24 protein-coding genes are annotated in these 26,060 nt (G+C 54.0%); 7 read left to right on the forward strand and 17 right to left on the reverse strand.

The annotated features are described in order from the left end of the window. Positions 1-141 precede the first annotated feature (141 nt). The 3 genes from BW956_RS22250 to BW956_RS10230 all read left to right on the forward strand — a co-directional run bounded on the left by BW956_RS22250 (position 142) and on the right by BW956_RS10230 (position 2,977). Positions 142-777: a hypothetical protein gene (locus BW956_RS22250; protein ID WP_139327163.1), complete on the forward strand. Its 636-nt coding sequence runs from the start codon at positions 142-144 to the stop codon at positions 775-777. Positions 778-1,302: 525 nt separating this feature from the next. Next, complete coding sequence (locus BW956_RS10225; RefSeq protein ID WP_139327164.1) at positions 1,303-2,352, forward strand: RNA-dependent RNA polymerase family protein; 1,050 nt, start codon at positions 1,303-1,305, stop codon at positions 2,350-2,352. 112 nt (positions 2,353-2,464) lie between these two features. Continuing rightward, on the forward strand, positions 2,465-2,977 hold the full coding sequence (locus tag BW956_RS10230; protein WP_139327165.1) for a hypothetical protein: 513 nt from the start codon (positions 2,465-2,467) through the stop codon (positions 2,975-2,977). Positions 2,978-3,057: 80 nt separating this feature from the next. Here the strand turns inward: BW956_RS10230 and BW956_RS10235 are convergent, their stop codons facing one another. From BW956_RS10235 to BW956_RS10260, 6 genes are all read right to left on the reverse strand, one after another. Continuing rightward, positions 3,058-3,717, reverse strand: coding sequence for an HAD family hydrolase (locus BW956_RS10235; protein WP_076462687.1), 660 nt, complete (start codon positions 3,715-3,717; stop codon positions 3,058-3,060). 88 nt (positions 3,718-3,805) lie between these two features. Further along, a complete protein-coding gene (locus tag BW956_RS10240) occupies positions 3,806-5,866 on the reverse strand; it encodes a dipeptide ABC transporter ATP-binding protein (protein WP_083703020.1) in 2,061 nt (686 codons plus the stop codon). Then, positions 5,863-6,756: an ABC transporter permease gene (locus BW956_RS10245; RefSeq protein ID WP_076462688.1), complete on the reverse strand. Its 894-nt coding sequence runs from the start codon at positions 6,754-6,756 to the stop codon at positions 5,863-5,865. Before BW956_RS10245 ends, BW956_RS10240 begins: the two co-directional genes overlap by 4 nt. A 10-nt stretch (positions 6,757-6,766) precedes the next feature. Continuing rightward, positions 6,767-7,714 (reverse strand): ABC transporter permease, encoded by a 948-nt coding sequence (locus BW956_RS10250; protein WP_076462689.1) that lies wholly within the window; start codon positions 7,712-7,714, stop codon positions 6,767-6,769. A 142-nt stretch (positions 7,715-7,856) separates the two neighbouring features. Continuing rightward, on the reverse strand, positions 7,857-9,332 hold the full coding sequence (locus BW956_RS10255) for an ABC transporter substrate-binding protein (RefSeq protein WP_076462690.1): 1,476 nt from the start codon (positions 9,330-9,332) through the stop codon (positions 7,857-7,859). Positions 9,333-9,387: 55 nt separating this feature from the next. Continuing rightward, complete coding sequence (locus tag BW956_RS10260; RefSeq protein ID WP_076462691.1) at positions 9,388-10,644, reverse strand: alkaline phosphatase family protein; 1,257 nt, start codon at positions 10,642-10,644, stop codon at positions 9,388-9,390. A 564-nt stretch (positions 10,645-11,208) separates the two neighbouring features. Between BW956_RS10260 and BW956_RS10265 the strand changes: the two genes are divergently transcribed. The 4 genes from BW956_RS10265 (at position 11,209) to BW956_RS10280 (ending at position 14,205) form a co-directional block, all read left to right on the forward strand. Beyond that, entirely contained in the window at positions 11,209-12,120 is a 912-nt protein-coding gene (locus BW956_RS10265) for a porin (protein ID WP_076462692.1), read from the forward strand. 105 nt (positions 12,121-12,225) lie between these two features. After that, positions 12,226-12,558 (forward strand): DMT family transporter, encoded by a 333-nt coding sequence (locus BW956_RS10270; RefSeq protein ID WP_076462903.1) that lies wholly within the window; start codon positions 12,226-12,228, stop codon positions 12,556-12,558. Positions 12,559-12,820: 262 nt separating this feature from the next. Further along, positions 12,821-13,726 (forward strand): Ssp4 family T6SS effector, encoded by a 906-nt coding sequence (locus BW956_RS10275; protein WP_076462904.1) that lies wholly within the window; start codon positions 12,821-12,823, stop codon positions 13,724-13,726. After that, complete coding sequence (locus BW956_RS10280) at positions 13,723-14,205, forward strand: hypothetical protein (RefSeq protein WP_076462693.1); 483 nt, start codon at positions 13,723-13,725, stop codon at positions 14,203-14,205. Before BW956_RS10275 ends, BW956_RS10280 begins: the two co-directional genes overlap by 4 nt. A 709-nt stretch (positions 14,206-14,914) precedes the next feature. Here BW956_RS10280 and BW956_RS22255 read toward each other — a convergent pair. The 11 genes from BW956_RS22255 to BW956_RS10335 all read right to left on the reverse strand — a co-directional run bounded on the left by BW956_RS22255 (position 14,915) and on the right by BW956_RS10335 (position 26,000). Then, a complete protein-coding gene (locus BW956_RS22255) occupies positions 14,915-15,232 on the reverse strand; it encodes a hypothetical protein (RefSeq protein WP_139327166.1) in 318 nt (105 codons plus the stop codon). Between the two features lie 54 nt (positions 15,233-15,286). Continuing rightward, a complete protein-coding gene (locus tag BW956_RS10290; protein WP_076462695.1) occupies positions 15,287-15,730 on the reverse strand; it encodes a hypothetical protein in 444 nt (147 codons plus the stop codon). 9 nt (positions 15,731-15,739) lie between these two features. After that, on the reverse strand, positions 15,740-16,648 hold the full coding sequence (locus BW956_RS22065; protein WP_083703023.1) for a hypothetical protein: 909 nt from the start codon (positions 16,646-16,648) through the stop codon (positions 15,740-15,742). A 15-nt stretch (positions 16,649-16,663) separates the two neighbouring features. Beyond that, entirely contained in the window at positions 16,664-17,404 is a 741-nt protein-coding gene (locus BW956_RS10300) for a hypothetical protein (RefSeq protein WP_076462696.1), read from the reverse strand. Between the two features lie 318 nt (positions 17,405-17,722). Further along, positions 17,723-18,607, reverse strand: a complete 885-nt coding sequence (locus BW956_RS10305; protein WP_076462697.1) for an EamA family transporter — start codon at positions 18,605-18,607, stop codon at positions 17,723-17,725. Further along, a complete protein-coding gene (gene phnX, locus BW956_RS10310) occupies positions 18,604-19,440 on the reverse strand; it encodes a phosphonoacetaldehyde hydrolase (RefSeq protein WP_076462698.1) in 837 nt (278 codons plus the stop codon). The genes BW956_RS10305 and phnX overlap by 4 nt, the downstream gene beginning before the upstream one ends. Positions 19,441-19,476: 36 nt before the next feature. Beyond that, positions 19,477-20,619 (reverse strand): 2-aminoethylphosphonate--pyruvate transaminase, encoded by a 1,143-nt coding sequence (locus BW956_RS10315; protein WP_076462699.1) that lies wholly within the window; start codon positions 20,617-20,619, stop codon positions 19,477-19,479. A 90-nt stretch (positions 20,620-20,709) separates the two neighbouring features. After that, on the reverse strand, positions 20,710-22,404 hold the full coding sequence (locus BW956_RS10320) for a putative 2-aminoethylphosphonate ABC transporter permease subunit (protein ID WP_076462700.1): 1,695 nt from the start codon (positions 22,402-22,404) through the stop codon (positions 20,710-20,712). Beyond that, positions 22,404-23,567: a putative 2-aminoethylphosphonate ABC transporter ATP-binding protein gene (locus tag BW956_RS10325; RefSeq protein WP_076462701.1), complete on the reverse strand. Its 1,164-nt coding sequence runs from the start codon at positions 23,565-23,567 to the stop codon at positions 22,404-22,406. Before BW956_RS10325 ends, BW956_RS10320 begins: the two co-directional genes overlap by 1 nt. 69 nt (positions 23,568-23,636) lie before the next feature. Continuing rightward, positions 23,637-24,653, reverse strand: a complete 1,017-nt coding sequence (locus tag BW956_RS10330; RefSeq protein ID WP_076462702.1) for a putative 2-aminoethylphosphonate ABC transporter substrate-binding protein — start codon at positions 24,651-24,653, stop codon at positions 23,637-23,639. A 114-nt stretch (positions 24,654-24,767) separates the two neighbouring features. Next, positions 24,768-26,000 carry an NAD(P)/FAD-dependent oxidoreductase gene (locus tag BW956_RS10335; RefSeq protein ID WP_076462703.1) on the reverse strand — a complete coding sequence of 411 codons (1,233 nt, stop codon included), beginning with the start codon at positions 25,998-26,000 and terminating at the stop codon, positions 24,768-24,770. Positions 26,001-26,060: the final 60 nt, after the last annotated feature.

The raw sequence follows: 26,060 nt of genomic DNA on the forward strand, positions 1-26,060 counted from the left end.
TTTCGACCTTCTTCCAATTATTAATCCGGTGGCAATTTAGGCCTGCTAAAAACCTCTGAAAGCCGCATGCTTGCTGGCATCTTTCCGACAGAAACCACCGCCGGGTTAATAAAGTAAGCCTCCCACACATAGGAGATAGCCATGAAATTATATCGAATGACTGGCCCCGCCGTCGCTGTTGCAACCCTCTCCCTAGCAATGACCGGATGCGTGACCACTCAAGGTGACGACACGTATGTGAACGGAAAATGTGTGACCTGCTGGGAGAATCCGCTGACTGTAGAAACACCAAGCAACCAAGGTTCAGCCACAGGTTCTACCACTTCAGCCGACGGGGTTACACTTAGCTGCCGCAAAGCAACATCCAAGTACGATCAGACCTGGCACTACCGTGATAAGCGCTGGTGTGATAACACCACTCTGCCAGGAGCTAGCTTATCAGACAGCGTGACGTACTCGGAGACAGTCGCGCTACCTGTCGATATGGCATACATCAAAGCAAAACGCTTTTTACGCTTCGCTGATCCCGACGACAACCGTGGGGGCAGTTCCCCATATGCCGCTCGCCGCTGGGATGCCATTCCCGGCAGCTTCTACAATGTCGTCGGCATGTACGGTGGCCCTATGCGCCAGATGCTTTGGTACAGCGAATACGACCTGCAGCTGGAAAAAGTATCAAGTAGCCGTACCAAGGTTAGCCTACGCCATCGCGTCTACAGCCGCGGCATGGACCCCTCCGAGTTTCGCAAGCAACTGATGAGTGCGATCAGGAGATAACCAACACTTTTTTATTCGATAAAAAAGCTCGGTTGAATATTCACTCTGCCCGCGGCATTGTCTTACAACAATTTTCCGCATAGTGCAGGATGCACTACCGCCGGTGTCTCAAATACCGAAGCTGCGTGAACAGCGTGTTTAGTATTCACAGCTAGGTAGCGACTATGAGTTGGGATACTTGGAAGATGGTCAATACCACCGGTATGTATTCCCTGAGGAAGGCCCTGCTCAGTTTTCCTTTTTGAGTGTGGATGCATGTCCCGAAATGCTGCTTTCCTATGGGCCTGAGCAGGCTTTGCTGTTTGACGGAACCGAGTGGATTGAAGTTATCGGTCCACCGCTGGTTTGAGGCAAGACACATACTCTACTAGAGTCCAATATTTATTACTTTTCAGCCTTATAAAGCTACATATTTAAGCGATTTTCCAACTCCACATAAAGCTGTAGACGATAAAGTCAGCAGTTGATGAGAAAGCGAACAGCCGCTGATGTAAGTAAGGATGGAAATGATGGAGCAAATGATTAATGAACCGTTCAGATTATGATCACCACATAAAGGGATTCAGCTTACTTAATGCATGTATTGTTAGTGAGAATTTTTTCGCTTTTACTGCACAAGAGTTGCCAAGTAATGATCCTGGTGCTTCTGATAATGATTATGACTATCCGACAAGAGTTATTACCATAAAAAATGGAAATGTCGGCAATTTTAACTGGGATAGTGGTTTTAAGAACCCTAAACTCATTCATACAGGTGATAATGGATATTTGATTACCAGTGAAGAAGGCCGTGCAAAGGAAACCCGCGATACACCCAAAGTATTCCCGCAATATACCTTGGATCAGGATGAGTTTCGTGGTGGACAGTATACTGAAGTTTCTGTTTATTGTTTGCGTAATATTGCAGGCCATATCTATGCCTGTGGATCGCACCACAAACTTTTAAAGCGGATTGACAAGAAGTGCTGGGTTACCCTGACAGATGAACAGCAGCATCCCATACTGATGGAACAGATGTGGGCTCGACAGAAGGCCTATCGGGAGACAGGTGTCGATGACAGCTTGCCTACCATTGCTTTCCTCTCATTTGATGGTTTCAGCGAACAGGATATATATGCCTGTGGTGGGATGGGGGATCTCTGGCACTACAATGGCGAGCGTTGGCTGCAGCTGAATCCTCCGGTCAATAGCATATTGAATAACCTTGTCTGTGCTGATGATGGCTATGTTTACATCACCAGTACCTGGGGGGATTTAATCAAAGGCTATTACCGTGACGGCACTGAGCATTGGGAATTGATACCCCATTCAGTCGCAACAATGAGTGTTGGCTTTGAAGATGCGACCTGGTTCAAGGGGCGTCTGTATTTGAGTAATAGCTGGGGTTTGTTCGTATTAGAAAATAATGAGGTCACAAGGGTTGACTTCAGTGGTCTTGGGCATGATGCCCAGTTCAGTTTTCAGCACGTGACCTCAGGGCATGGGTTTTTGCTTTCCTATGGGCCTAATAATGCTGTGTTGTTTGATGGTGAAACGTGGAAAGCACTGATTAACCCCTATGATCTTGAGGATTAACCTGGGCACATAAAGATAAAAATTACAGAAGCTTTAGCTTCGATCAAATAGTGGTCTCTAGTGCAATATGGCTTTCACCCACAAAAATGGTACAAACCTGTCAGACTTTAACATGAACCAGTATAATAACTTACTTTCTTCAATATTAATTACAACTATCCTTTTCATAACCCCTGAACATGTTAGAGCACAAGAAAAGTCAAAAGACATTAATACTCTAGAACAAGTATTTATAGCTGAGAGCGATTTTATAAAAGCGTATCAATTTGAAGAAACCCCTGAAGACATTCAAAAATTCATCAGATATGGTTTTAGTGAAGACAAGATAGCGAACTATGGTGAATCTTATAATAGAACCTCTTTAATCAATCCCAAATTTCCACTATTGCAGCATCAATTCACCACTTTCACAAGCAAGATATCATCATCCCTGATAAAAAAGGGAGGATTTTTTCTATCAAGTCATATCATAATTTATGATAGAGAAAACGGAAATGGCTGCATATATAATGTTAATAATGGATTTGAATTTTATGACTTATTCCAGGAGCTAATCAGGCAAAAAGAAGTTTTTATATCAAATGGTACTATCATCAAAGATTGCACATTTATAAGACCGGAATAAAAAGGCGGAGAATATTTCTGATGTTCACCAATTTAACATGATGTATATTACCGCCTGCTGTTTTAAACGATTAATTTTTATTACTTAACACATTCCCAGTTAACTATTGCCCAACCACGCTGTTTACATACCTCGGCCAGACGTGGATCTGGGCTGACACCAACAGGATTATCGACCTGCTCCAGCAGCGGCAGGTCGTTCTGGGAATCGGAGTAGAACCAGCTGCCTTCGGTGTTTTCGCCCTGCTGCTCCAGCCAGCGATTCAGGTGCAACACCTTTCCTTCTTGATAGCAGATAGGCCCGTCAGCCCGACCGGTAATACGTTCTTTTTCCAGCTCAATGCGGACGCCAATGGCATCGTCGATACCCAGGTGGGCCGCAATCGGCTCGACCAGAAAATCGATCGAAGCCGAGATCACCAGACAACGGTCACCGCGCGCCTTGTGACGACGGATACTTTCCACGGCGGATGGCCGGATACGTGGCTGCACGTACTCGTTGATAAACCGATCCATTTCACGCGTGGCCTCGGTCAGGGTCTGACCCAAGTGTGGGCGCAGCTGCAGCGCCAGGTAATCATGCATATCGAGCTGGCCCTGATGGTAGAGGCGGTCCAGTTCCCTGGCATCGTCCATGATCACAGGGTCGGTCAGGCCAAGGTCGATCAAGAACTGCAACCAGAGCAGTGAGCAGTCAGCATTGATCAGAGTTTCATCAAGGTCATAGATTGCCAAAGGCATGGAGGTTTCCTTTACGTTTACAGGGGGCTTTGAATAGCGGGTTTGGCCCGGCAGCTGAGCTGGCCGGGCTTGTTCGGACAGTGAGGGATCAGGCATTAACGGCCTTGATCAGCTGCGGCCGGTCAATCAATGTGGCCAGCGCATCCAGCTCCAGATGGCAGCGAATGCGGTTACCCTGATGGGCCTGCCAGGGCGGTAGCTGCTCCTTGCAGCGGGGTTCCGCCAATGGACAACGACGCTGGTAGGCGCAGCCGCGCGCAGGCGGATGCTGTTCGGGGCTGTCATCACCCGCAATAACGGGCTGATGATCGGGGTCCGGTTCCAGCACCGCATTCATCAGCGTCCGCGTATAAGGGTGGTGATGACCGGTGAACACTTCACTCACCGGCCCAACCTGACAAAGCCGGCCTTGATAAAGCACCGCCACCTGATCAGCAATCGCCTTAACCACTGCCAGATCATGGGCGATGAACAGATAGGTCACGCCGCGCTGTTGCTGCAGCTCCTTGAGCAGTTTCAGTACAGCCGCCTGTACCGAGACATCCAGGGCCGAGGTCACCTCGTCGCAGAGAATCAGGTCTGGTTCGCCGGCGAAACAACGGGCAATTGCCACGCGCTGCTTTTCACCACCCGAGAGCTGGCCCGGCATGCGATCCAGGTAATGTGGTGCCAGGCGGACCAGCGACAACAGCTCAGCGGCCTTGTCGCGACAGGCATCATGGTTGAGACCGAAGTAGAGGCGAAGTGGCTGCTGCAGAATCTCGAACACCGTATGGCGCGGGTTCAAGGATGCGTCCGGGTTCTGGAAAATCATTTGCACCCGGCGTGTCAGCGCCTTGCTACGCTGCTCAACTGGTTGGTTCAGGTCATCCTGCTTGAGCCGGATCTGGCCACTTCGGGCCGGAAGAATGCCGCTGATGGCGCGCATAATAGTGGATTTCCCGCTGCCGGACTCACCCACCAGCGCCAGCGTTTCACCCCTGTTCAGCTGCAAGTCGACACCATCAACCGTGGCTACCGGTGCCGGTCGCTGCAGCCAGGCGTCAATCAACCCCGGACGGTGGTAACTGATCTGCACCTGCTCCAGCAGCAACAGGGGTTCATCCGTGCTCTGTACCGGCAATGACACCACATTAGACGCAGCCTCAGTCTGCTCAAGATGCCCCGACAGATGACAACGAACCTGATGGCCAGCAAGCGCCATCATGGGTGCATTCTGCTCACTGCAAATCGGCTGGGCATGAGAGCAGCGGCTGGCAAAGGCGCAGCCCTGAGTAATCGAACCCACTTTGGGCGGGTAGCCCGGCAGTGACGGCGGCAGGCCCTCGGCATCAAGACGTGGGATGGCATTAAGAAGCGCACGAGTGTAAGGGTGCGCGGGTTCAAGCAGGACATCACGGCTGCTGCCAAGCTCGATCACCTCACCGGCGTACATCACCGCGATACGATCGCTGATGCGGGCAACAGCGCCGAGATCGTGACTGACGAACACCATCGCCATGCCCAGCTCCTGACGCAGGGTGCGCAACAGCTCCAGAATATGCGCCTGGGTCGTCACGTCCAAGCCAGTGGTGGGCTCATCCAGAATCAGCAGCTCAGGCTCACCCGCCAGTGCCATGGCCACGGCCACGCGCTGCTGCTGGCCACCCGAGAGCTGGTGCGGGTAGCGCTCCAGCATGGCCTCGGGCGCGGGCAGTCGCACCTGCTGCAGCAGCTCGATGGCATGCTGGCGCCACTGGCTACTAGGCAACCCGGAATGCAGTTTCAGTGCCTCATAGAGCTGGGCATCAATCTTCAGCGTCGGTGTCAACGACTGACCGGCGTTCTGTGGAATCAAACCGATGCGGCCGCCGCGCAGCGACTGCAGTGACTGCGGCTTGAGTGCAAAGAGGTCCTGACCATGGAAACGGATAGCGCCATTCTGTACCTGAGAGCCGGAACGCAGGAATGCCATCATGGCCAGCGCCAGGGTACTTTTGCCACAGCCGGACTCACCGACGAGCCCCAGCGCCTCGCCGGGCGCGACCTGCAGGCTGACATTGCGCAGCACGCTGACAAGCCGCCCTTCTGCGTTGGTGTATCCGAGAGTGAAGTTATCTACTTCAATCATGGGTGTCATTTTCATGTTCATGGTCTGGGGTTCACTCATACGGGAGCCTTGGCGCGGTCGAGACCAATCGCCTTGGCCAGTGCATCGGCGGTCAGGTTGATGCTGATAATCAGCGTGGACAGGGCCAGGGCCGGGAAAATCACAGCCCAGGGAGCGATGGAGATCATGCCGCGGCTGTCGGCAATCATCAGGCCCCAGTCCGGCGTCGGCGGCACCACGCCGAAACCGAGGAAGGAGAGCGAGCTGAATGCCAGCAGCATCCAGGCCCAGCGCATGGCCGCTTCCACCAGTAGTGCATCGAGCACGTTGGGCAGCAGTTCACGTACCACGATGTTCAGGCGAGACTCGCCGCGGGTACGGGCGGCAATGACAAAGTCACGCGGAACGTATTCCAGCGTGGCGCCACGCACCACGCGCACCACGGCGATGCCGAAGAAGAAGCCAAGGGTCAGCACCAGGGTCCAGGTTTGCTGCCCCACTAATGCGATCACCAACAGCAGGAACAACAACCAGGGGATGGCCAACAGCGCATCGATAAAGCGCATCACCCAGGCATCCACACGACCGCCGACAAAGCCCAGTGTCATACCGACCAGACCACCCCAGCCCACGGCCAGCAAAGTACCCAGCAGGGTTACGGTAATGGCTTCGCGCCCACCCATCATCGTACGGCTGAGCAGATCTCGACCCATATGGTCGGTACCAAACCAGAACGCCTCACTGGGTGGCTGCAGAATTTGATAGCCATCCTGCAGGGTCCAGTCATAAGGGGCCAGCCAAGGAGCCAGCAGCGCCATCAACAGATGTAGAGTCAGCATACTCAGCCCGATCATGCCGGAGGGCGAGCGACGCAGGTTGCTCCAGACCTGACGCCAGCGGGACGCCGGTTTGGCAACCGGCGTGTTCATATCCATTGTGATTGCAGTCATCAGGTTTCTCCTAGCGGGCGGTTCTCAGACGCGGATTCAGCGCCAGTGACGACAGGTCGGCAAGCAGGTTGCACAGCACGTAGACCGTGGCCAGGATCAGCGCGATCGCCTGCACCAGCGGCAGGTCGCGGTCGTAGATGGCACGGATCATCAAAGTGCCGATGCCGGGGTAGTTGAATACCTGCTCGATGATCACCGCACCGCCCAGCAGCCAGGCCACGGTCAGTGCGATGATATTGATGGTCGGCAGCATCGCCGAGGGCAATGCATGCAGGCAGACGATGCGCCAGAAGGGCACCCCCTTGAGCCGGGCCATCTGCACGAAATCACTGGCCATCACATCGATCATCGCCGAGCGCACCATGCGCAGGATATGCGCCATCATCACCAGCGCCAGGGTGATCATCGGCAGCACGATATTGGGTAGCAGCTCGCTCACCGGTGCGTTATGGCGCACCGTTGTGACCGCCGGGAACCACTGCAGCTGGATCGAGAAGATCAACACCAGTACCGTGGCGGTGACGAATTCGGGGATGGTCATGGCGAAGATGGAGCCGCCGGAAATTAGTACATCGGCGGGACGATCCCGCCGCAACGCCGCGATGACACCCAGGAAAATGGCCAGCGGAATCCCGATCACGGCAGCACCCAGCGCCAGCACGGCGGTGTTGCGCATGCGGGTGGCGACCAGATCGTTGATCGGCTTGTCGCGCTTAAGCGAGGTACCAAGACTGCCCTGCAATACGCCCGTGCCCCAATCGGCAAAGCGCTGCAGCGCCGGTTGATCGAGGTTGCGAGCCTGACGGCAGTTTTCCAGTCGGGTACCTTGAGCATCACGCCCAAGGTAAGCGGTACAAACATCGCCGGGCAGCGCCTCGGTGATGGAGAAGACCAGTACGCAGACGGTCAACAGGGTGAACAGGGCCATGGCAAGCCGCTGCAGAATCAGTTTCAGCATAGGTCGTGTGTCGCTTGGTTGTGCGGTACGTCGGAAGCCCTCTGCAAAACGGCCAGGGTGTAAGCCGGTTTGCAGAGGGCCCGACAGAAAAACCTGCGGGCTGCTCGTGTCGAGCGGAGCCCGCAGCTGTGTCAGTGGCGGCTTATTCCACGTCCACCTTGTGCCAGCGGATAGAGAACTGCTCTACCGGATCCAGGCCAGTCACGTTGCTGCGCAATGCGCGGGTCTGGTTCAGGTGATAGGGAATCAGCTCTCCGCCCTCTTCCCACAGAATGGTCTGCAGCTTGGCGTACAACGCCTTGCGCTGTTCAAAGTCCAGCTCGGAACGGGCATCGTCGAGCGCCTGATCAAACGCAGGATTATCGAAGAAGGTTTCGTTCCAGGCGGAACCGGAACGGAAGGCTTCATTCAGAATCTGGTCAGCCGGGCGCTGTGACCAGCGGGAGGCGGAGGCCGGGTGCTTCATCCAGACATCGCTCCAGTACCCATCGGACGGCACCATGTTCAGGTTGACCTTGATGCCGGCCTTGGCGGCCTGCTGCTGGTACACCTCGATCATGTGGATCCATTCCGGCTCGTTGTCGGCGGCGCTGATCGTCACTTCGATGCCGTTCGGGAAACCGGCCTCGGCCAGCAGCTTTTTGGCGCCTTCGATATCCTGAGCGCAGTCGATTTCGGTGCGGTACTGGTCACCGGACCAGACGGGATGGTCGCAGGTGATGACGCCTGCTTCAGCGCCGGATACCAGTGTCATCATCTCCTGACGATCAACCACCATACGCAGCGCCTTGCGCACCCTGGGGTCATCCAGCGGTGCCATATCGGTGCGGAAAGCCAGTCCGCGCCATTCACCGGTGGCGATGGTCTGCAGCTTGAACTGTGGATTGTTCTGGAACAGACGCTTCTGCTGCGCCGTGATGCTCTGTTCCAGATCCACCTGACCGGCCATCAGCGCCTGCACTCGGGCCTGGGAATCAGGGATACCGATCAGCTCGGCGCCGTCGGCAGCGGGTGCGCCTTCCCAGTAATGGGGATTAGCCACCAGTACGGTAGTGCCTTCGGAGTCCAGCTCTTCCAGCATGAACGGGCCGGAGCCGATACCCGTCTTGGCGATGTTGTCACCACTGCCTTCCGGGATGATGCGCACGCGGTAGTCCATCAGCAGCAACGGCAGGTCAGCGTGGGGTGCGGACAGTTTGATCTCGAAACGCTGGTCATCCAGCACGTTGACCTCGCTGATAATGCCGAGCACCGCAGCCACCGGCGAATCGATCTCGGGATCATTGATACGCTCCAGGGTGTACTTGACGTCGGCGCTGGTCAGGTCTGAACCGTCATGGAATTTCACGCCCTTGCGCAGGGTCAGGGTCCAGGTCTTGGCATCGGCTGAAGCGGACCACTCGGTGGCCAGTTCAGGGCTCGGCTGGCCGTCCTGCCCCTGACGGATCAGGCGGGAGTACAGCATCTGGTTGGCTTCGAAGAAGCGGCTCGGCGAGATCGGATCCAGTGACTCGGCGCCGGCGTAGCCGACATCATGACCGAGACGGATGGTACCGGCGGTGGCGACAGTGCTGGCCAGAGCGGAGGCCATTACCAGAGAGGTCATCAGCTGTTTCATCAGGGTGTCCTGCTTGTGTGAATCGAATGAATTTCAGGGTTGATCGGAGCGCGGCTCAGGCCGCGCTGGTTTCAGCTGCACCGCTCAACAGCGAGCGTGCGGCCCAGGGTGTTTCAATGCCGAGGATGTCGGCCAGGGTTGGCGCGAAACGGATGCAATCCGCGACGCCCAGTGTCTGCTGCGGGATATCGGGGCCGCTGAAAATACAGAAGCGGTGGTCGGCCTCGGTTCCAGGACGCATGCCATGGTTGGAGACATATTTGGAGGGACCATAAAGCCCCTCAGTGCCGGGAACGGCAACCTCGAAGCTGATGTCGGAGCCTTCCGGCACGACAAAGGCGAGCAGCTGGTCGCGCAACTCGGCGGGCATGAAGTCGGTTGCCCAGGGTTCCATTCCTTCGCTGACCAAGACAGCTGTGACACGTTTGGCTTCGGTTTCATCCTTTGGATTAACCATCAGCACGCCGCCTTCGCTGGACCAAGCCACTCCGTCACCGAGCAGGCGGTCTACATACAGCCCCTTGGGCATAGGCGCGTGGCCGTGATCGCTGCAGATTGCGAAGTTGTAATGCTGCAGCACACCTGACTGTTCCAGTCGCGTCAGCAGAGTACCGATCTGGGCGTCGGCGGTGCGCAGTGACCAGCGGGTCAGGTCGTGATCGGCGCCGTACTTGTGCAGGAAATAGTCGGTGATGGCGATCTCCAGCAGGATGAAGTCCGGTGCCTGCTCGGACGTCGCCAGGCCGGCAGCCAGATCCAGCAGTTGCTGATCCGCCAGCATGCCCAGCTGCAGCTTGTGTTCTTCAGAATGGTTGGGCGCTACCACCGTTTCAGCATTAAGCGCCGCCAGGCGGCCTTCAGGGTCATGGGTACCGGCGGCGCGCAGCCAGCCTTCATCGGCCGGTTCCGGCGTCGCGTCCTTGCCGCGCATCAGCATCTCGTCCGCCCACCAGGGACCAACATAGAGGCTGCAGTCTTCGAGGCGCACCATGCCGTAACCCAGGTTGGCCACATCCAGTCCTTGCTGGCGGGCCAATGCCGGTAGAGTGTCGACCCGTACGTCATAGGGGCTGGCCCAGCGGAAGCCGTCTTCGCTCCAGATCTGGTTGCCGTAGATGCCGTGCTCGGCCGGGGCTACGCCGGCAATCATCGAGGTGCGTCCGGGGCAGGAGGTACCGCACATCTCGGGGCGCAACGCAGCCAGCTGGGTGCCCGTATTGGCCAAGCGGTCCAGGTTAGGCAGGTGCTTGCGATAGTGTTCAAAATGATCGGCGCTGATACCGTCGATCATGATCATAATAAGTTTGCCCATAATGCTGCTTCCGGGTGCTTGAAATTGGATGCGGCAAGGTTAGGAATGGGCTGTGTCAAAAAGATGATAAAAAACGGTAATATGCGGGAGTTTTTCAGGGCCTTGGATTAGAAAATCTAATACCACCTCTATTCAAACGATTCGGGCACTAATTAAGTCACTGAATAATCAGACGGTTATGTCTGCTGGTAATGCTTCTTCCCTGCCTTTTCAAATCCCTTTTATGCAGAGCACTTAGCGCTCAAACATTAAATTAATATTGCACAAAAATGTCGAAAATATTTATTTTTGTACCTCCGGTATTGTTTTAACGGCGGAACCTCATATTTCTCGGTGAATTCAGTAAAGGCCGAGTTTTTCTATTACATCATTTCGTTTTTCTCCGTTTTCAAACCTGCCTTCCCAGCTCAAGAATGCGCCCCGAGTCAGGCCTGAAGCGAGACCTCCTCTTCATTCTCAAGCGGCCCAACGGCCGCTTTTTTTCAACCTGACTCCCAACGGATACCTGACACAAGGTATCGCGGATTCCAAACGACATTTTGACCAACCGAGCGAATGACAACGATGAAACAACAACTGAGCAGCCTGGCAATCGCAAGCGCAGTATTGGCTCCAATGACAGCGCAGGCGGTCGAAATCGCCGATACCGGCGTCGACTTCTACGGCAGCCTGCGCATTATGCTGGAGCATGCCGAATACGCTGATGACACCGAATACAAGGATGCCTCCTCCCGTATCGGGCTTAAGGGCGAGCGCGACCTCGGTGATGGCCTCAAGGCATTTGCCAAATATGAGGTTGCGGTAAACCTGGACAACGAAGGCGATACCCTCGGCGATATGCGCTACGGCTACCTGGGCCTGAGCGGTGACTGGGGGGCCATCTCAGGTGGCAAGGTTGCTTCACCCTTTTATGATGCCGTGGCTTACTACGGCGACTACATGTGGTGGGATTCCGCGCCGGTGTACTACACCCTGGATGGCGGTTCTCGTATCGGCCAGTCAGCCCTGTATGAAAGCCCTGACCTGGCCGGTCTGAAGCTCAAAGCCCTGGTGCAAATTGATGACGACGATAATGGTGAAGAAGGTCAGCATCAGCTCGGCGCCAACTACAGCCTGGGCAACCTGACACTGGGCGCCGCTTACACCGACGCCGCCAACGACAAGGATATCTACGGCCTGTCAGCGGCCTGGTCCGGCAATGGCTACTACATCAACGGTGCCTGGATGGACCGCGAAGACACAGGCTCCGGTTTTGATGCTCTTATCGGTGTGCCTGCCGGCAAGAACCTGTTCACCCTCGGCCTCTCCAGCCTGGATGACGACGCCAACGCTGACTTCGATGCCATTATCCTGGCCTTCCAGCGCAACCTGCATAAAGATGTTCTGATCTGGGTTGAAGCCATGGCCTGGGATGGCAGCCTTTATGGCACTGAAGATTCCAATGTCATTAACCTGGGTATGAATTTTAATTTCTAACCCGGCCGGTTTTCACAAGGAGGCTAACGCCTCCTTTCTATGTCTACCGCCCAAGGTCTCAAGGTATAATTGCTTTGCCACACACCCAACTAGGCCCCTTTGAACATGAAGTACTGGCTATTTTTATCTATCGCCATCGTGTCTGAAGTCGTTGCGACCTCGGCACTCAAATCCAGCGAAGGTTTCTCTCGCCTCCTGCCCTCGGCAGTCGTCGTGGTCGGCTATCTGCTGGCGTTCTACTTCCTGTCACTGACGCTGAAAGCTATCCCGATCGGTATCGCCTATGCCATCTGGGCTGGTGTCGGAATCGTCCTGATCGCGCTGGTAGGCTGGTGGCTTTATGGCCAGAAACTGGATCTGGCAGCGATTATCGGCATGGGGTTGATTCTGGCCGGCGTGGCGGTGATCAATGTGTTTTCGACTTCGGGTGGGCACTGACCCACCTGTAAGTCATAAAACCAGCCACTAGGATATGAGTACATATTCTCTCCTGACTCATTTTAAGGACAAATACAGATAGCCAAATACTTCAGAATTATCGAATTAGTGACAGCTGTTTTCTTAGCCCATTTCCATCCAATGTTTAACAAAAACACCCTTGAACATCACAACCACCTCCTTTATAAAACCCCAACATTAAGTGCATAAAACCAGTTACGGATCTCTGGTTTTTGTAGTCATTATCAGTCAGAACGAGCATATGGATATCAATACCCTCACCGGACGACGTACCCTGTCCCAGCAACACCTTCACGCCCAATTGGCAGTCAACATTGATCAGGAAAAGTTGTTTGCTGCACTGGATGCTGACCCAAACCTGGCCGGTGCAGGCGTTGTATATGTTGATTCAAAACTGACGGCCGTAACACTGCGTGAATTCACACCGGTTTGCCGGCTCAAACCCATTCGATTGATCATTCGCGAGCCAATGGAGCCGGTATCGGAACGTGAGCATGCTGACTCTCTGAGCACATCTCCTCGCGAGTCCAAGCTCGTTCTGGAGTCTGTTTCAGCTGGGCTGGCCTGTGCAGGTATGGTGATTAGCTGGTTTGTGGTCGTTGGCAGCGTAGCTACTATTCCGTTAACAGGTGGCGCAAGTACCGCCGTAACTGTACTGGGATATACCGCTGCAACCGCAACCACTTTACAATGCGTTAATGGTGTTGCTCGAACCTCTCTGGAGCATAGTTCCCCCGAGACACTGGACGCGCTTGATTCCAACGAGTGGTATGCCAATGCGCAATCTGCTGTCGACTGGATATCCCTGGCCGGCGCAACAGCTTCCGGTTTGGCAACCATTCGAATGGTGAAAATGATGCAGCGAAGCGGCAGCACTACCCGCGAAGCCCTGCAAGGACTCAACCGAAGTCAACGTCGCAGATTGACCGAAGAAGTCATTCGAATGAACCGCCCAGGTATCTCTAATGGAATGCGCAAATCTCTGGTCCGCTCTGGAGCCTTTCCCAAGCGCTACAGCAACGTTCAGATACAGCAAGCGACCAAGGTGCAAATATCCGATGCAGTTGCCGCAGGTTTAGCCTTTACCGGAAGCAGCCTGGCAGGAGAGGTTCGCAACCTGGCCATCGGGGTTTACGAAGAACTATGAAACCCGATATAGCACAAGAAGACACATCCCTTCTGAGCTCGTTTCGGGCATTACTACCCAAAGGGGTAAGTCTGTTAATTGGCTCAGTCGTGTTTCAATGCATCTCAGTTGGGGTATTGGTTGCAATCGGCGTAAATCTAAGTAAATCACAGGGCTTCTCATCAGACGATTTCTTGCCACCTGTGATGCTGGGCGGTGCTTTTGCTGTTATTTTGCTAGTAACAGGCGTTTTTCTGGTTGTGATGCAAAAATCTATCGGCATATATCTATGCAGGTTTAATGCGTGGCTTTGGACATTACTGACGGCAGCTTCTTGGATATACGACTGGATTTTTGAGCAAGCTAGCTCCTTCTCACTTTATAGCACTGGACTATTGTCAGCAGTTAGTGTGCTGGCTCTTTACTCATCTCAGTTCTTGCATGGCTATATCGCGAGAGCAAAAGCTATCAGGCAAGAATTCTGGAATGATCGTGTATAAGCCATACTAAAAGTATCTTACCTAGATTCCAATAAATACCCGAGTACTATACCAGCTTTAGAATATAATTTTTTAAAATAATCTTAAAAGCAACCTCTGGACGGCGCCCTTCAAAGAGGTTGCGGTTATTTTTATTTAAAATAAAAAAAACAACGATGCTTAATATTCAAGAATCGCTTATTCTATTTTTTCTAAAGCCCTCAGTTATACTGTAGATAGATAACAACATAAAACCTGACGCTATCAAGCCAAGATCATATTTCCCATTTTCAAGATTAACCTGGCCTTTTGAAATAAATAAAAGAGCCACACCACCAAGGAAAAATGAAGAGCGAAATATATACCTGACAGGCATATACCGCCTATATATAAATAGAATGAAATATCCCAATGATGTAAAAATAATCACAAAATAGAAATAGTGCTCATATGGGATCATAACAGACCTCTATCGAATACTGGAGTAGACATAAGAACACCTCCCAAAACCCGACTATATTCAGAATGGTTTGTGTGACATTGATTTTTTCTGCTCTAATCCTATGTTTTTTATTTTCGGGTGCGTCTATTTTCATTTCTTTGCTTATATCACTTCGATAGCGACTTGTACCTTCACTTAGGCTAATACTGACCGAAACAAGGTCTTTGTACTTCGTCGTCTGACCTAAACTCGGTGTAATAGATACCTGAAGAGTCTTTGCTCCATTATTCAGTTCCGCTCTGCTATGATTTTTCTTATTATCATACCAAAAATAACGACGGCTTTTTCCGGCTCTAATTTTGGCTTCATCGTAAGGAGTAAAACCCCACTTTTTGGATGATTAATTTTATATTTAGTGCATAACCATTCTTTTATAACATTTGCTTCTTGTGCTGGAGCAGCGTAAGAAATCCAATACTTACCTAAAGTGCTATCAGCATAAAATTCAAAATTATGTTCTACAACATTAGTTGATTCATTCCCTTTTCCAGGGTCGACTTCAGCCCTAAAAGTAAAATTCTTCTTACCGGTACGTCTTTCATTCAAATCACGCAGGTCATTGGGGAGATCAACGTACCTAACCTTGTTTGGAACAACTTACTAGCCAAAGTATCCCACAAAGTTTTTTACTTTATCGGAATCATTTAGAAGATCATAAATGTAAAGCAAAAAGTCATTATCCTCTTCATCATCCATCCCAAATTCCATCGACCCGATAATTGTACGATCATAAGTAAGATTGAAAATTTCATTACCATTAACAATCAAAGTAAACTTTCGCTCATTCCTGCTAACAATAAAATTCAGACAACTATAGGTGTTTGGCTTCAGCTCTTCATATCCTTGCTGATATTTGAAGCCCAACACTCCATCAATTACTACTAACGCTATTGGAGAGTCACCGAGCACTGCAGCAATTCCATTTTTCTTAATTGACGAAAAATCCAAAGAATCAATTTCGACCACTCTGAAGGCCCCAGATTGAATGTCGATATACAACAAACTATCCACGTCATCATATCTTTGAAATACTAGTTCATTCATAAATCTATCCTAATATTTAGACTCAATTCCGAGCAGGGTATTCATCACAGGATCTTTTTGCATAGATTTCTTAATTACTAACTCCCAAACTTGATCATCAGTCATAAAGTTGCTGTTCTTTATCTGCTGAGCCTGATAATGGCGAAATGCTTGATCTGGAGAAGGGCCAACAGGATCTTTAAACCAACTGGATAAATTTCGTTTCTCTAATTCAACAACCCCATCTTGGGTCATTAGAGATCGAGACTCCATTTTCTGAGAGTTTCGTTGAATTACAACTCTTCGAGCTATATCCTCAGAACTTCGTCCTTCGGCCCTCATTACCTGAATAACATTATCAAGCTCCTTTGAACCCTCCAAATAATCCAGCCTGATCACGCGGCCACTTTCTACTTTTTCAACGTCTGTAAAATCAAGCTTTGCATACTTAGAGTCTGGTCGAGGAACGTAGCCATACACACCTCGGCTATCAGGCTGAATTTCTTTCAACACTTTAGGATCGAGGCGATCAACTGGTATTGGCGTCCTGTTTGGAACAACACTTCCAACCTGCATCCTACCAGCAGCCCTGCCGTCCGTAACAGCTCCAACATTCTTCGAGGCTGTTTTTATTCCGCCCCTTACTAGTCCTCCCGCTCCAGTCAGCGCAAGTGCTGTGTCTGCTGCCGTTTCACCTACTTTGGATGAAGCGAATAGACGTTCTACGTTGCTCTCGGTATTGGCTACAGAATCAACGTTATTAAGGACGTTATCCACGGCAGCGTCTGCGGCACCAATGCCCTTGCTCAGGCTTCCGGGGATATCTTGAGCAAAGGCTTTCACAGCCTCACCTGCGCTGGCCTTTATCTGCTCAATGTTTTCGTGATTACTTTGCAGGGAATCGATATGACTGCCTAAGCCCTGTTCGCCGCCTAGCAAATCGTAAGCTGTTTCCTATGCCGCCATTCCGGCTAACTGGGCACCTCCGATTAAGGTATCGCCAACAGTTTTGGCTGCGCCCAGGGTCGTACCGAGAACTGCAACAGCTTCCTCTTTTGCTCCTGAACTGCCGGGTTTCTCAAGGAGATCGGTGGCAGCACCAAATGCATTGTCAGCCACTTCGTCAAAACCAAGCCGGTCAGCTATACCTCCAGCCAGAATAAGTGCGCCAGCGCCCGCTGTATCACCAATATCATTTAAAAGTCCCCCTTGTTCTTCCTGGGTTTCAGGCAGTTTATTCTTAACCGGAAGAGGGCCCTGTGATGTATGGGTGGGAGAAGAAGAGGAAGAGGGAGTAATCGAAATGGGGTAGGGGTCTTTCATTAACTCCTGCACTTCCGCTAAAGCAGCATCGCTTTGGAACACTACTTCACTGCGTTGTTGCCCCAAGAGCTTTCGAGCCCTTATCTCCAGCTGGTGCGGCAATTCGGAACGGACTTTGCCATGACTATCAACAACGTAGTGTTGGGGATGAAACCCAAGTGCCACAACCTTTCCTGATTGAATGTCATGACTGCTGACAATTGGAATATCGAAAGTACCAGTTCTGAATCTTTCCTGGAACGGAGCAGGTGATGTCACGGTTCGTCTACAGCGGCCGTATTCCAGTTTAAGGGCGCGAATGGCGTTGGCAGGCGATAAAATATAAGGTAATTCACGCTCATGCAGCGTGTACGTCCGCTTGACTTTGGTCATCACTCATTCCTTGAGTTGATCGTGCTCTGTAAGCCGTTAACGCAGAGATCTTAGCAATATTAAAACCATGAAACTACCCAGGGTGAGTGCGTGACATTGTTTAAGGATATCAGCTTCTCCAAATAGCCGATGTTCATTGCAGCCCGCGATGACAGAGGTGACGATCAGAAAGAGCATATCAAACAGCGAGTTGGAGACCTTGGCAGCTCGACGCGTATCGCATCATGCCGAAAAGGTCCTGGGCGTATCTGTCAGCATATGATCTACACGGACAGCCAACTCTCAATCATTAACTCATGCATGTAAGTGATACCGGAATCACAGCGATACCAACACCAGCCCCAGCAACATAACACCCAGCCCCTGTAACCGAGGCAGGCTGATACTCTCACGCAGCCAGAACACGCCGATCAGTACGCCCAGCGGGATGCTCACCTGGCGCAGGGCTACCACATAACTGACTTCGCTCACCATGGACATGCTGACCAGAATCAGCAGGTAGGTTCCGATGATGAAACTGCCTGCCAGCAGGGTCCAGCCGAAGTCAGGCACGGCTCTCAGCGACTCGCCAAGGCCCCAACGGATCAGCGGCAACATCCACAGCAGACAGGCGGCGGCTTGCAGGACGACGAAACTGCTGCCGGCTGCAAAGGCACTCATGCCCTGCTGTTTCATGAGCTGAATGGCGGCGCTGTCCAACACCGAGTAACCAGCGGTCGCACAGGCGGCCAGCAAGACCCAGCGAATCGCGGGGGTAGAATAGTCCCGCCAGTGCCAGTCTCGCCAACGGCTCAGCGGCAGGGCCAGTGATCCCAGCATGATCAAGGCCATCCCGACCAGATCCTGGGTCATGAGCTGGCTCTGGCCATAACTCAGGAACACCACCAGCGGCACGATCAATACGGGCAAGGCTCGGGCAAGGGGGTACACAATGTTCAGGTTGCCACGCCCGTACGCTTTGGCCAGCCCCGTCATGTAGAGGGTCTGGCATAAACCTGAAGCCAACAGCAGGTACCAGAAGTCAGCCGGTAAACGGCTTATATCCGTCCAGGTCAGCAGCAGCAACGGGCTGAACACCAGCATGCCCAGCCCCATGGCCCAGGCATAAAAACGCACCGTCTGAGCGGTGCGTTTTCCGATCAGGTTCCAGCCTGCATGCAGCAGGGCTGAAACCAGAATCAAGCCAATGGCGGTGGGTGTCACGGCTTCTCGCCCATGGCCAGGCGCGCGGCAATATCTTCCAGGCAGGGGATCACATCAGCGATGCTGTCGATGACATAGTGGGCGCCGCTGCCGATCATGCGCTGGTAGGCAGCAGAGCGGCGAAGTTCCTGCTCCTCGGTGCTCAGCGCCTGCCAGTCTTCCAGACTCATGCCGACTTCATTACCACTGACAGCGACGCCAATGGTCCACATGCCGGCGTTCAGACCTTCCTCAATACCGGTCAGGGTATCGTCGATCTTGATGCAGGCGCAGAGGTGCTGCACGCCCAGGTCCATGGCATTTTTCAGGCTCATGTGCGGGTATGGGCGGCCCTTGGGCACTTCAGTGGCGCAGACATTGCTGTCCGGGGTGTACCCCTGCTCGGCGGCTCGCGCCAGCAGCCCTTCAATCATGGTCGAGGCATAACCGGTATTGCCACCAATGCGGATCTCGTTGGCACGCATCCACTCCAGTGCTTCGGTCAGCCCGGGAATCAGCTCCGCCGTCTGGGCGATGGCATCAATCTGCAGGGGTACGAAGTCGTCATACATGCGGTCAATATCCGCTTCGGTCGGGTACTCCCCTTTCACTTCCTTCCAGGCATCGCGGATGCGCGGATGGGCGCACAGCTGGCGGATATGTTCACGCTTCTCGGTTCCCATGGGACCACGGGCTTCCGCTTCGCTGATCGGCATGCCTTCCTCTGCGAAGAGACGCTGGAAAGCGCGGATGGGGGCCATGGAACCAAAGTCCACGGTGGTACCGGCCCAGTCCATGATCACGGCTTCGATGGGGCCGACATAGCGGCGTTCAAACTGATATTTAGGGGTCATCGGGTTGCTCCTGTTAGCTAAAAAGTCAGTCGTTGATCAGGCCGGCACGGCTTCCAGTGCGTGCGCCGGTGTGCCATCGGCAACCTTCATATCGGCGAGTACCGCTTCGACAGCGGCCAGCACGGCATCGATCTGTTCATCGTAAAGCTGGCCAATGCAGCCCAGACGGAAGCTTTCCGCTTCTGTCAGCTTGCCCGGGTAGATGATGAAGCCACGTGCTTTCATACGGTCGTAGAAAGCCTGGAAATCGAAGTTGTCATGGCCCGGCGAGAAGAAAGTAATGATGATTGGTGATAGCCATTCATCACTGAGCAGGGTCTCGAAACCGAGCTGACGCATACCCGCCACCAGACGCTGCTGGTTGCGCTGATAACGCGCATGACGCCCTGCAATACCGCCCTCTTCGGCGTGCTCTTTGAGTGCCTGCAGGAAAGCCGCCACCACGTGGGTCGGCGGGGTGTAACGCCACTGGCCGGTCTTGGCCAGGTACTGCCACTGGTCCAACAGATCCATGCTCAGCGAGTGGGCATTGCCCTTGGACGCTTCCAGCGCGCTCTGACGGATCAGACTGAAACCGAAACCGGGCACGCCTTCAAAGCACTTGTTGGCCGACGAAATCAGGGCATCAAACTGAACCCTTTTGGCGCTGATCGGTACCGCGCCGAAGGCACTCATTGAGTCGATAATCAGGCGGCGCCCCTGGCGCGCCACCACTTCGGCGATCTCTTCCACCGGGTTGAGGATGCCGGAGCTGGTTTCACAATGAACCACGGCCACATGGGTGATTGCAGGATCTGCCGCCAACATCGCTTCCACTTCGACTGCACGCGGGGGCTCATAGTCCCCCTTGTCCAGCGCCACGTATTCGCGGCCCAGGTAGTCCATGATCTTGCCCATGCGCTGACCATAGGCACCATTCATCAGGATCAGCAGCTTGCCGTCCTTCGGGACCAGCGTCGCTAGAGTCGCTTCCACAGCGAAGGTGCCCGATCCCTGCATGGGCACGCAGACGTGGCTGTCTTCGCCATCAATGAGTTCGACCAGACGCTGGCACAGCTGCGCCGTCATGGCACGGAAGTCTCCATCCCAGGACCCCCAATCCTGCAGCATCGCCTGTTTTACGCTCAGGGTGGTGGTGATCGGTCCGGGAGTCAGCAGATAGGGCTGTTCAGTTTTCATCTCGTTCTCTCTTTCTGGTATAGACCAGTATTTCAAAGCAAAATTTTTTCGTCTGTCAGATATACGGGCGCCGTGAAGCGCCCCTTCTGATCAGCGCTGACGCCAGCGCTGGGTGCGTTGCAAAATCTGGTGGCTGATCATCCAGTGCAGGCCTTTGGCAACCAGTGAAGTCAGCATCAGCAGCACCGCCATGGCGGCTGCCGGCGCGATATCCCCTGCCTCATCCATATGCATGACAGCAACCGACGCCAGGGTCGTATCCGATGAGTAGAGAAACACAACGGCTGATACCGTGGTCATGGCGTTCACAAACAGGTATACCGAAATATCCAGTACCGAAGGCAGTGCCAGCGGCAGGGTCACCCGGCGCAAGGTGGTGTAAAACGGCACTTTCAGGGACGCCGATACCGCCTCGAACTCGTTGTCGATCTGCTTCAGGCTGGTAGTCGCAGTCAGATGACACACGGTATAGAAATGCACCACCGTGTTGAGCACCAGAATCGCCATGGTGCCGTAGATGCCGTTCATCGGGTTATCGGGGTGGTTGAAGAAGAAGATATAGGCCAGACCCAGCACAATGCCCGGTACCGCCATTGGCAACATGGCCAACAACTGCAACAGACGACGTGCAAACGGCATCAGCTTGATCTTTTCGTTCATGTACGCCACCAGGAATACCACGGCAGTACCAATCACCGCTGTCCAGGCCGACATCTGCAGGGAGTTGAAGTAGGACGCCCAGCCACCGCCATCCATCATGTCGAAGCGGTAGTTATTGAGTGACAACTCCATGTTGTAGGGCCAGAAGGTGATGAAGGAGGCATAGACAGCCATACCGATCACCAGCAGCAGGAAGCCGCATACCAGAGCGCAGAACAGTGTCAGCAGCGCATCACGCAGCGGTGACTTCTGCGGCTGCAGTGGCACCGCACGGGAGGTCAGCAGTGCGGACTGGCGACGCTGCACACGGCGTTCCACGGCAAAGGAGATCAGTGCCGGCAACAACAGCACAACGCTTACGACCGCGCCCATCTGGAAGTTCTGCTGCCCCACCACCTGCTTGTAGATATCAGTGGCCAGCACGTTGTATTGCCCGCCAATCACCTTGGCGACACCGAAGTCGGTAATGGTCAGGGTGAAGATCACGAAGATGGTGTTGATCAGGCCATAACGCACCGACGGCAACGTCACGGTCAGGAATACACGCCAGGGCGGCGTTTTCATCGATTTGGCGGCTTCGTACAGGCGCGCATCGCTGTTGCTGAACGCCGTGATCAAGATCATCAGCGCATGCGGGAAGGCCCAAAAGCTCAAGCCGATCACAATACCGACTGGCCCGTAGATACTCTCTACCGGCAACCAGTCCTTGAGAATGCCCTGGTTACCGAACAGGTAGATCATACTCAGTGCCGGCAGCAGTGAGGGTGCAAACAGCGGCAGCATGGTAACCAGACGGAACGTCTTCTTGCCCGCCATACCACTGCGGGTCAGTGCGTAGGCAAAAACAAAGGCAATGGAGACCACGATAAAGGTGGTCCAGAGCGCGATGGTAATCGAGTTCAGAATCGACTGGGTCAGCGCCGGGTTATCAAAGTAGGCAATAAAATTGTGCAGGCCGATAAACTCGCCGGCACCGTTTTGCAGGCTTTTCACCAGCATGGTGAGCAGCGGCGCCAGCAGGGCAAGCAGCAGAAACAGTACGCCCAGACTGATCACAAGTCGCTGCAACCAGCTCTCGGAATCAAAACTGCGACGGGCTGCAATTGTCAGGGTGTTCGACATCATCAGGCTCCTGCCACCTGCATCGCAGCCAGGCCCATATCCGGTGCCGTACGGCTAACACCGGGCTTGCTCTGGTTCAGGTGCTGAGCCGGGTAGAACTTCAGGTCCTTTTCCGGAATGCTCAACCAGAGTGACTGGCCAATGCTGGCATTCAGCTGTGCATGCTGTTCAACCGCCACGTCGACATGAACGCAGGGCAGTTCTTCATCCAGACACATTTCCAGACGAACAAAGGGTCCCATGAACTGGATCTGATCCAGCCGCGCTTCAAACAGCAGGTTTTCATCACGGTTCACGCCCCAGGGGCCATCCAGCAGCTGGACACTCTCGGGGCGGAAGCCCAGCGTACCCTCATCACAGGCCGGCAGAACCATCGGTGTCTGCACCTCCTTACGGCCCAGCATCAGGCTGCGCGCGCCAAGCACACGTGCCGGCATCAGGTTCATGCTACCGACGAAACGAGCGACGAACTCGGTGGCCGGCTTTTGGTAGATCTCTTCAGGTGTACCGATCTGGGCGATGCGACCATGATCCATGACCACAATCCGGTCCGCCATGGTCAGGGCTTCATCCTGGTCGTGGGTCACCATAATGGTGGTGATGCCCAGTTTGCGTTGCAGGGCACAGATCTCCTGGCGCAAGTGCAGGCGCACACGTGCATCCAGTGCGGAGAGCGGTTCATCCAGCAACAGCAAACCCGGCTCGGTAGCCAATGCACGCGCCAGTGCAACACGCTGCTGCTGACCACCGGAGAGCTGACCGGGATACTTGTTGCCGATATCCGGCAGATCGATCTGCTCAAGCAGGGCTTTTACTCGCTGCTGACGCTCACCGCGCGGCATTTTCATATTGGCCAGACCGTAGGCGATGTTTTCGCTCACGGTCAGGTTGGGAAAGAGTGCATAAGACTGGAACACAATGCCGAAATCTCGCTGCTGCGGCGGCAATGTGGAAATATCACGATCGGATTGAACAATGCGCCCCTCTTCCTGCAACTCAAGGCCGGCAATGGCTCGCAACAAGGTGGTTTTGCCGCAACCGGACGGGCCCAGGAAGCAGACAAACTCGCCTTCCTTGATCGCCAGTGAAATATCATCCAGTGCGGTAAAGCTGCCAAAGGACTTGCGCAGATGCTCGATCTGCAGGTAGTGGGTTGAATGCGTCATGTTCAGTCTCCGTAAAAAAAGCGGGAGGGCTGCTGTCGCAACCCTCCGTGTGTAACGAACCGTGGCGGCTTAGTTTTTCGGTTCGCTCTTGCCGTCGTAACGCTGCTGCCATTCCTTAAGAATACGAGAGCGGTTTACGGCAGCCCATTCGAAATCGTTATCGATCATGCGATCGGCAATATCGCTCGGGTAGTTCGGTACCGGCTTGGCAACACCCGGCATGGCCACAACGGCGTAGCTACCGTTGTAGAGCGTATTGGCATCTTTGGTGACGGCCCAGTCCATCAGGGTCTTGGCGGCATCCATCTTGTCGCTGCCCTTGATGATGGCAGCCGCTTCCATATCCCAGCCCAGACCTTCAGACGGGAAGGCCAGATCGATCGGCGCGCCCTTGTTGATCAGCTTGGCGCCACGGTAGGCGAAGGAGATACCGATCGGAGTTTCACCGGCAGCGGCCATTTTGCAGGGCTTGGAACCGGAGTGGGTGTAACGGTCGATGTTCTGGTGCAGGTCGTCCATGAACTTCCAGCCGTCTTCTTCACCAAAGGTCTGCAGCCAGCTGGCCACGTCCAGGTAACCGGTACCGGAGGAGTTCGGGTTCGGCATCACCAGATGGCCCTGATATACCGGCTTGGTCAGGTCTTTCCAGCTGGTCGGCATCGGCAGGTCGTGCTTTTCGGCTTCGATGCGGTTGTAGCAAACGGATGCAACCCAGGCATCCATACCGATCCAGGACGGGGTTTCATCCTTGTCGACGAACTGAGTGCTCAGCTGCTCAACACCAGCCGGCTTGTAAGGCTGCAGCATGCCTTCGCCTTTCAGAACCAGCAGACTGGTGGCTGCCAGGCCCAGAACAGCGTCGGCCTGAGGGTTGTCTTTCTCGGCCAGCAGGCGCGCAGTGATGATGCCGGTGGAGTCACGTACCCAACGGATCTTCACATCCGGGTTGGCGCTTTCAAACGCCTTGGCGTAGGACTTGAGCTGATCCGCTTCCAGCGCAGTGTAAACAGTCAGTTCTGTTGCAGCCTGGGCACCGGTAGCGGTCAGAGCGACGGCAGCAGCCAGCAGAGTCTTTTTCAGGTTCATTGTGCGGTCCTTTTACTTGATAGATGCGTAGAGAGTGCGCGTTTCAACTGGTCTATACCAAACAATTCTTACAGCACTCTGTTGCAGAACAATGAATGAAATGTTGCATGTTTTTTAACCGGACTTTTTTTGGCTGCGTGCCAGGGCACAGCGCACGCGAAATTCTTCAGCAAAGGGGTCAACGGAACCGAACCGATCCAGCTTGAACGGTGCCACATCACAGAAGGTATCGCGTTCCAGCGCCAGCTCCGCCAGTAAACGACCGATACCGCCCGACAACGCAATGCCGCCACCGGAACAGCCGGTGCCGACCAACAGGCCGGGAATATGAGTGGTATCGATCAGGGGTTTGCCGTCCGGGGTGTAACTGGAAACGCCGGTCAGGTAATGCGCGACACCCAGATGCTCGATAGCCGGAAATACGGCGGCCAGATCCCCCCAACCCGCTTCCAGGCACTCCCAGCCATCCGGGTCACAGTTGAACAGATAGCCATGGATATCCTCGGGGAGGTTGGCAGGGTCTCCGTATACCGCCTGCTGGTCACGCAAACCAAACAGCAGCCCGCCCACTTCCGGGCGTGCATAGGCGTTGATGTCCGGCAGGATGACCATGGGAGAATCAGTGGGAAAAAGCTCTGTGTTGTCCTCGGTAATCCAGTAATGACTGCGCACCGGAGCCATGGCCAGGTGAACACCCTGTTCTGCCAAAAGCCTGGTCGCCCAGGGGCCTGAGCAACAGATCAGATTGTCAGCCGGCATGGACCCCTGGCTGGTGTGAGCCCCCACAACCCGTCCCTGCTCCATGATCAGTGAATCGACACGGCAGTTCTGCACCACCTCAACGCCGAGCTTGCGCGCCGCCGACACATAACCCTGTGCCAACTGTACCGGATCCATGTAGCCATCATCTGCCACAAACAGCGCTTCGCTGTGCTGATCAGGTGCCAGCCAGGGGGCACGTTGCTTGATCTGCTCGGGGCCGAGACGCTCAGATGAAAGACCCAAAGATGCGGCCGTTGTCTCGGTGTCCTGCAGGTAGGCTTTACCCGATTCTGCTGTCGCCAGATGCAGGCTGCCGACCTTACGCAGAGGCAAAGGCTGCTCCAGTACCTGATCAAGCTGCTCAATGGCCGTGAAGGTCTCGGCGACCAGTGCAGCCATGGCCGGGTCCGGACGCACCCGGGTCAGCAGCGCAGCCGCCTGGCTGGTGGTGGCGCTTGCCAGGAGTCCAGCCTCGACGAGGCGAATACGGCTACCTGCCGGGGCCTGCTGCGCCAATGACCAGGCGGTAGCGGCACCCAGGATGCCGCCACCGATAATTAGATAATCTGTGGATGGGAACTGCATTATCTCTGCTCCAATCTGGTATATACCAGATTATGGAGTGGTAAAATGACAGTGCAGTGA

The sequence above is a fragment of the Marinobacterium stanieri genome (assembly GCF_900155945.1).
Taxonomy (GTDB): Bacteria; Pseudomonadota; Gammaproteobacteria; order Pseudomonadales; family Balneatricaceae; genus Marinobacterium; species Marinobacterium stanieri.

Excerpts from the sequence above, each read along its gene's own strand:
- phnX (WP_076462698.1), bottom strand. The coding sequence starts at position 19,440 with ATGACCCCTAAATATCAGTTTGAACGCCGCTATGTCGGCCCCATCGAA.
- BW956_RS10260 (WP_076462691.1), bottom strand. The coding sequence starts at position 10,644 with ATGGGCAAACTTATTATGATCATGATCGACGGTATCAGCGCCGATCAT.
- BW956_RS10250 (WP_076462689.1), bottom strand. The coding sequence starts at position 7,714 with ATGCTGAAACTGATTCTGCAGCGGCTTGCCATGGCCCTGTTCACCCTG.
- BW956_RS10290 (WP_076462695.1), bottom strand. The coding sequence starts at position 15,730 with ATGAATGAACTAGTATTTCAAAGATATGATGACGTGGATAGTTTGTTG.
- BW956_RS10225 (WP_139327164.1), top strand. The coding sequence starts at position 1,303 with ATGAACCGTTCAGATTATGATCACCACATAAAGGGATTCAGCTTACTT.
- BW956_RS10245 (WP_076462688.1), bottom strand. The coding sequence starts at position 6,756 with ATGACTGCAATCACAATGGATATGAACACGCCGGTTGCCAAACCGGCG.
- BW956_RS10335 (WP_076462703.1), bottom strand. The coding sequence starts at position 26,000 with ATGCAGTTCCCATCCACAGATTATCTAATTATCGGTGGCGGCATCCTG.
- BW956_RS10325 (WP_076462701.1), bottom strand. The coding sequence starts at position 23,567 with ATGACGCATTCAACCCACTACCTGCAGATCGAGCATCTGCGCAAGTCC.
- BW956_RS10255 (WP_076462690.1), bottom strand. The coding sequence starts at position 9,332 with ATGAAACAGCTGATGACCTCTCTGGTAATGGCCTCCGCTCTGGCCAGC.
- BW956_RS10265 (WP_076462692.1), top strand. The coding sequence starts at position 11,209 with ATGAAACAACAACTGAGCAGCCTGGCAATCGCAAGCGCAGTATTGGCT.
- BW956_RS10320 (WP_076462700.1), bottom strand. The coding sequence starts at position 22,404 with ATGATGTCGAACACCCTGACAATTGCAGCCCGTCGCAGTTTTGATTCC.
- BW956_RS10235 (WP_076462687.1), bottom strand. The coding sequence starts at position 3,717 with ATGCCTTTGGCAATCTATGACCTTGATGAAACTCTGATCAATGCTGAC.
- BW956_RS10315 (WP_076462699.1), bottom strand. The coding sequence starts at position 20,619 with ATGAAAACTGAACAGCCCTATCTGCTGACTCCCGGACCGATCACCACC.
- BW956_RS10270 (WP_076462903.1), top strand. The coding sequence starts at position 12,226 with ATGAAGTACTGGCTATTTTTATCTATCGCCATCGTGTCTGAAGTCGTT.
- BW956_RS10275 (WP_076462904.1), top strand. The coding sequence starts at position 12,821 with ATGGATATCAATACCCTCACCGGACGACGTACCCTGTCCCAGCAACAC.
- BW956_RS10240 (WP_083703020.1), bottom strand. The coding sequence starts at position 5,866 with ATGAGTGAACCCCAGACCATGAACATGAAAATGACACCCATGATTGAA.
- BW956_RS10280 (WP_076462693.1), top strand. The coding sequence starts at position 13,723 with ATGAAACCCGATATAGCACAAGAAGACACATCCCTTCTGAGCTCGTTT.
- BW956_RS10230 (WP_139327165.1), top strand. The coding sequence starts at position 2,465 with ATGAACCAGTATAATAACTTACTTTCTTCAATATTAATTACAACTATC.
- BW956_RS10330 (WP_076462702.1), bottom strand. The coding sequence starts at position 24,653 with ATGAACCTGAAAAAGACTCTGCTGGCTGCTGCCGTCGCTCTGACCGCT.
- BW956_RS22250 (WP_139327163.1), top strand. The coding sequence starts at position 142 with ATGAAATTATATCGAATGACTGGCCCCGCCGTCGCTGTTGCAACCCTC.
- BW956_RS10300 (WP_076462696.1), bottom strand. The coding sequence starts at position 17,404 with ATGACCAAAGTCAAGCGGACGTACACGCTGCATGAGCGTGAATTACCT.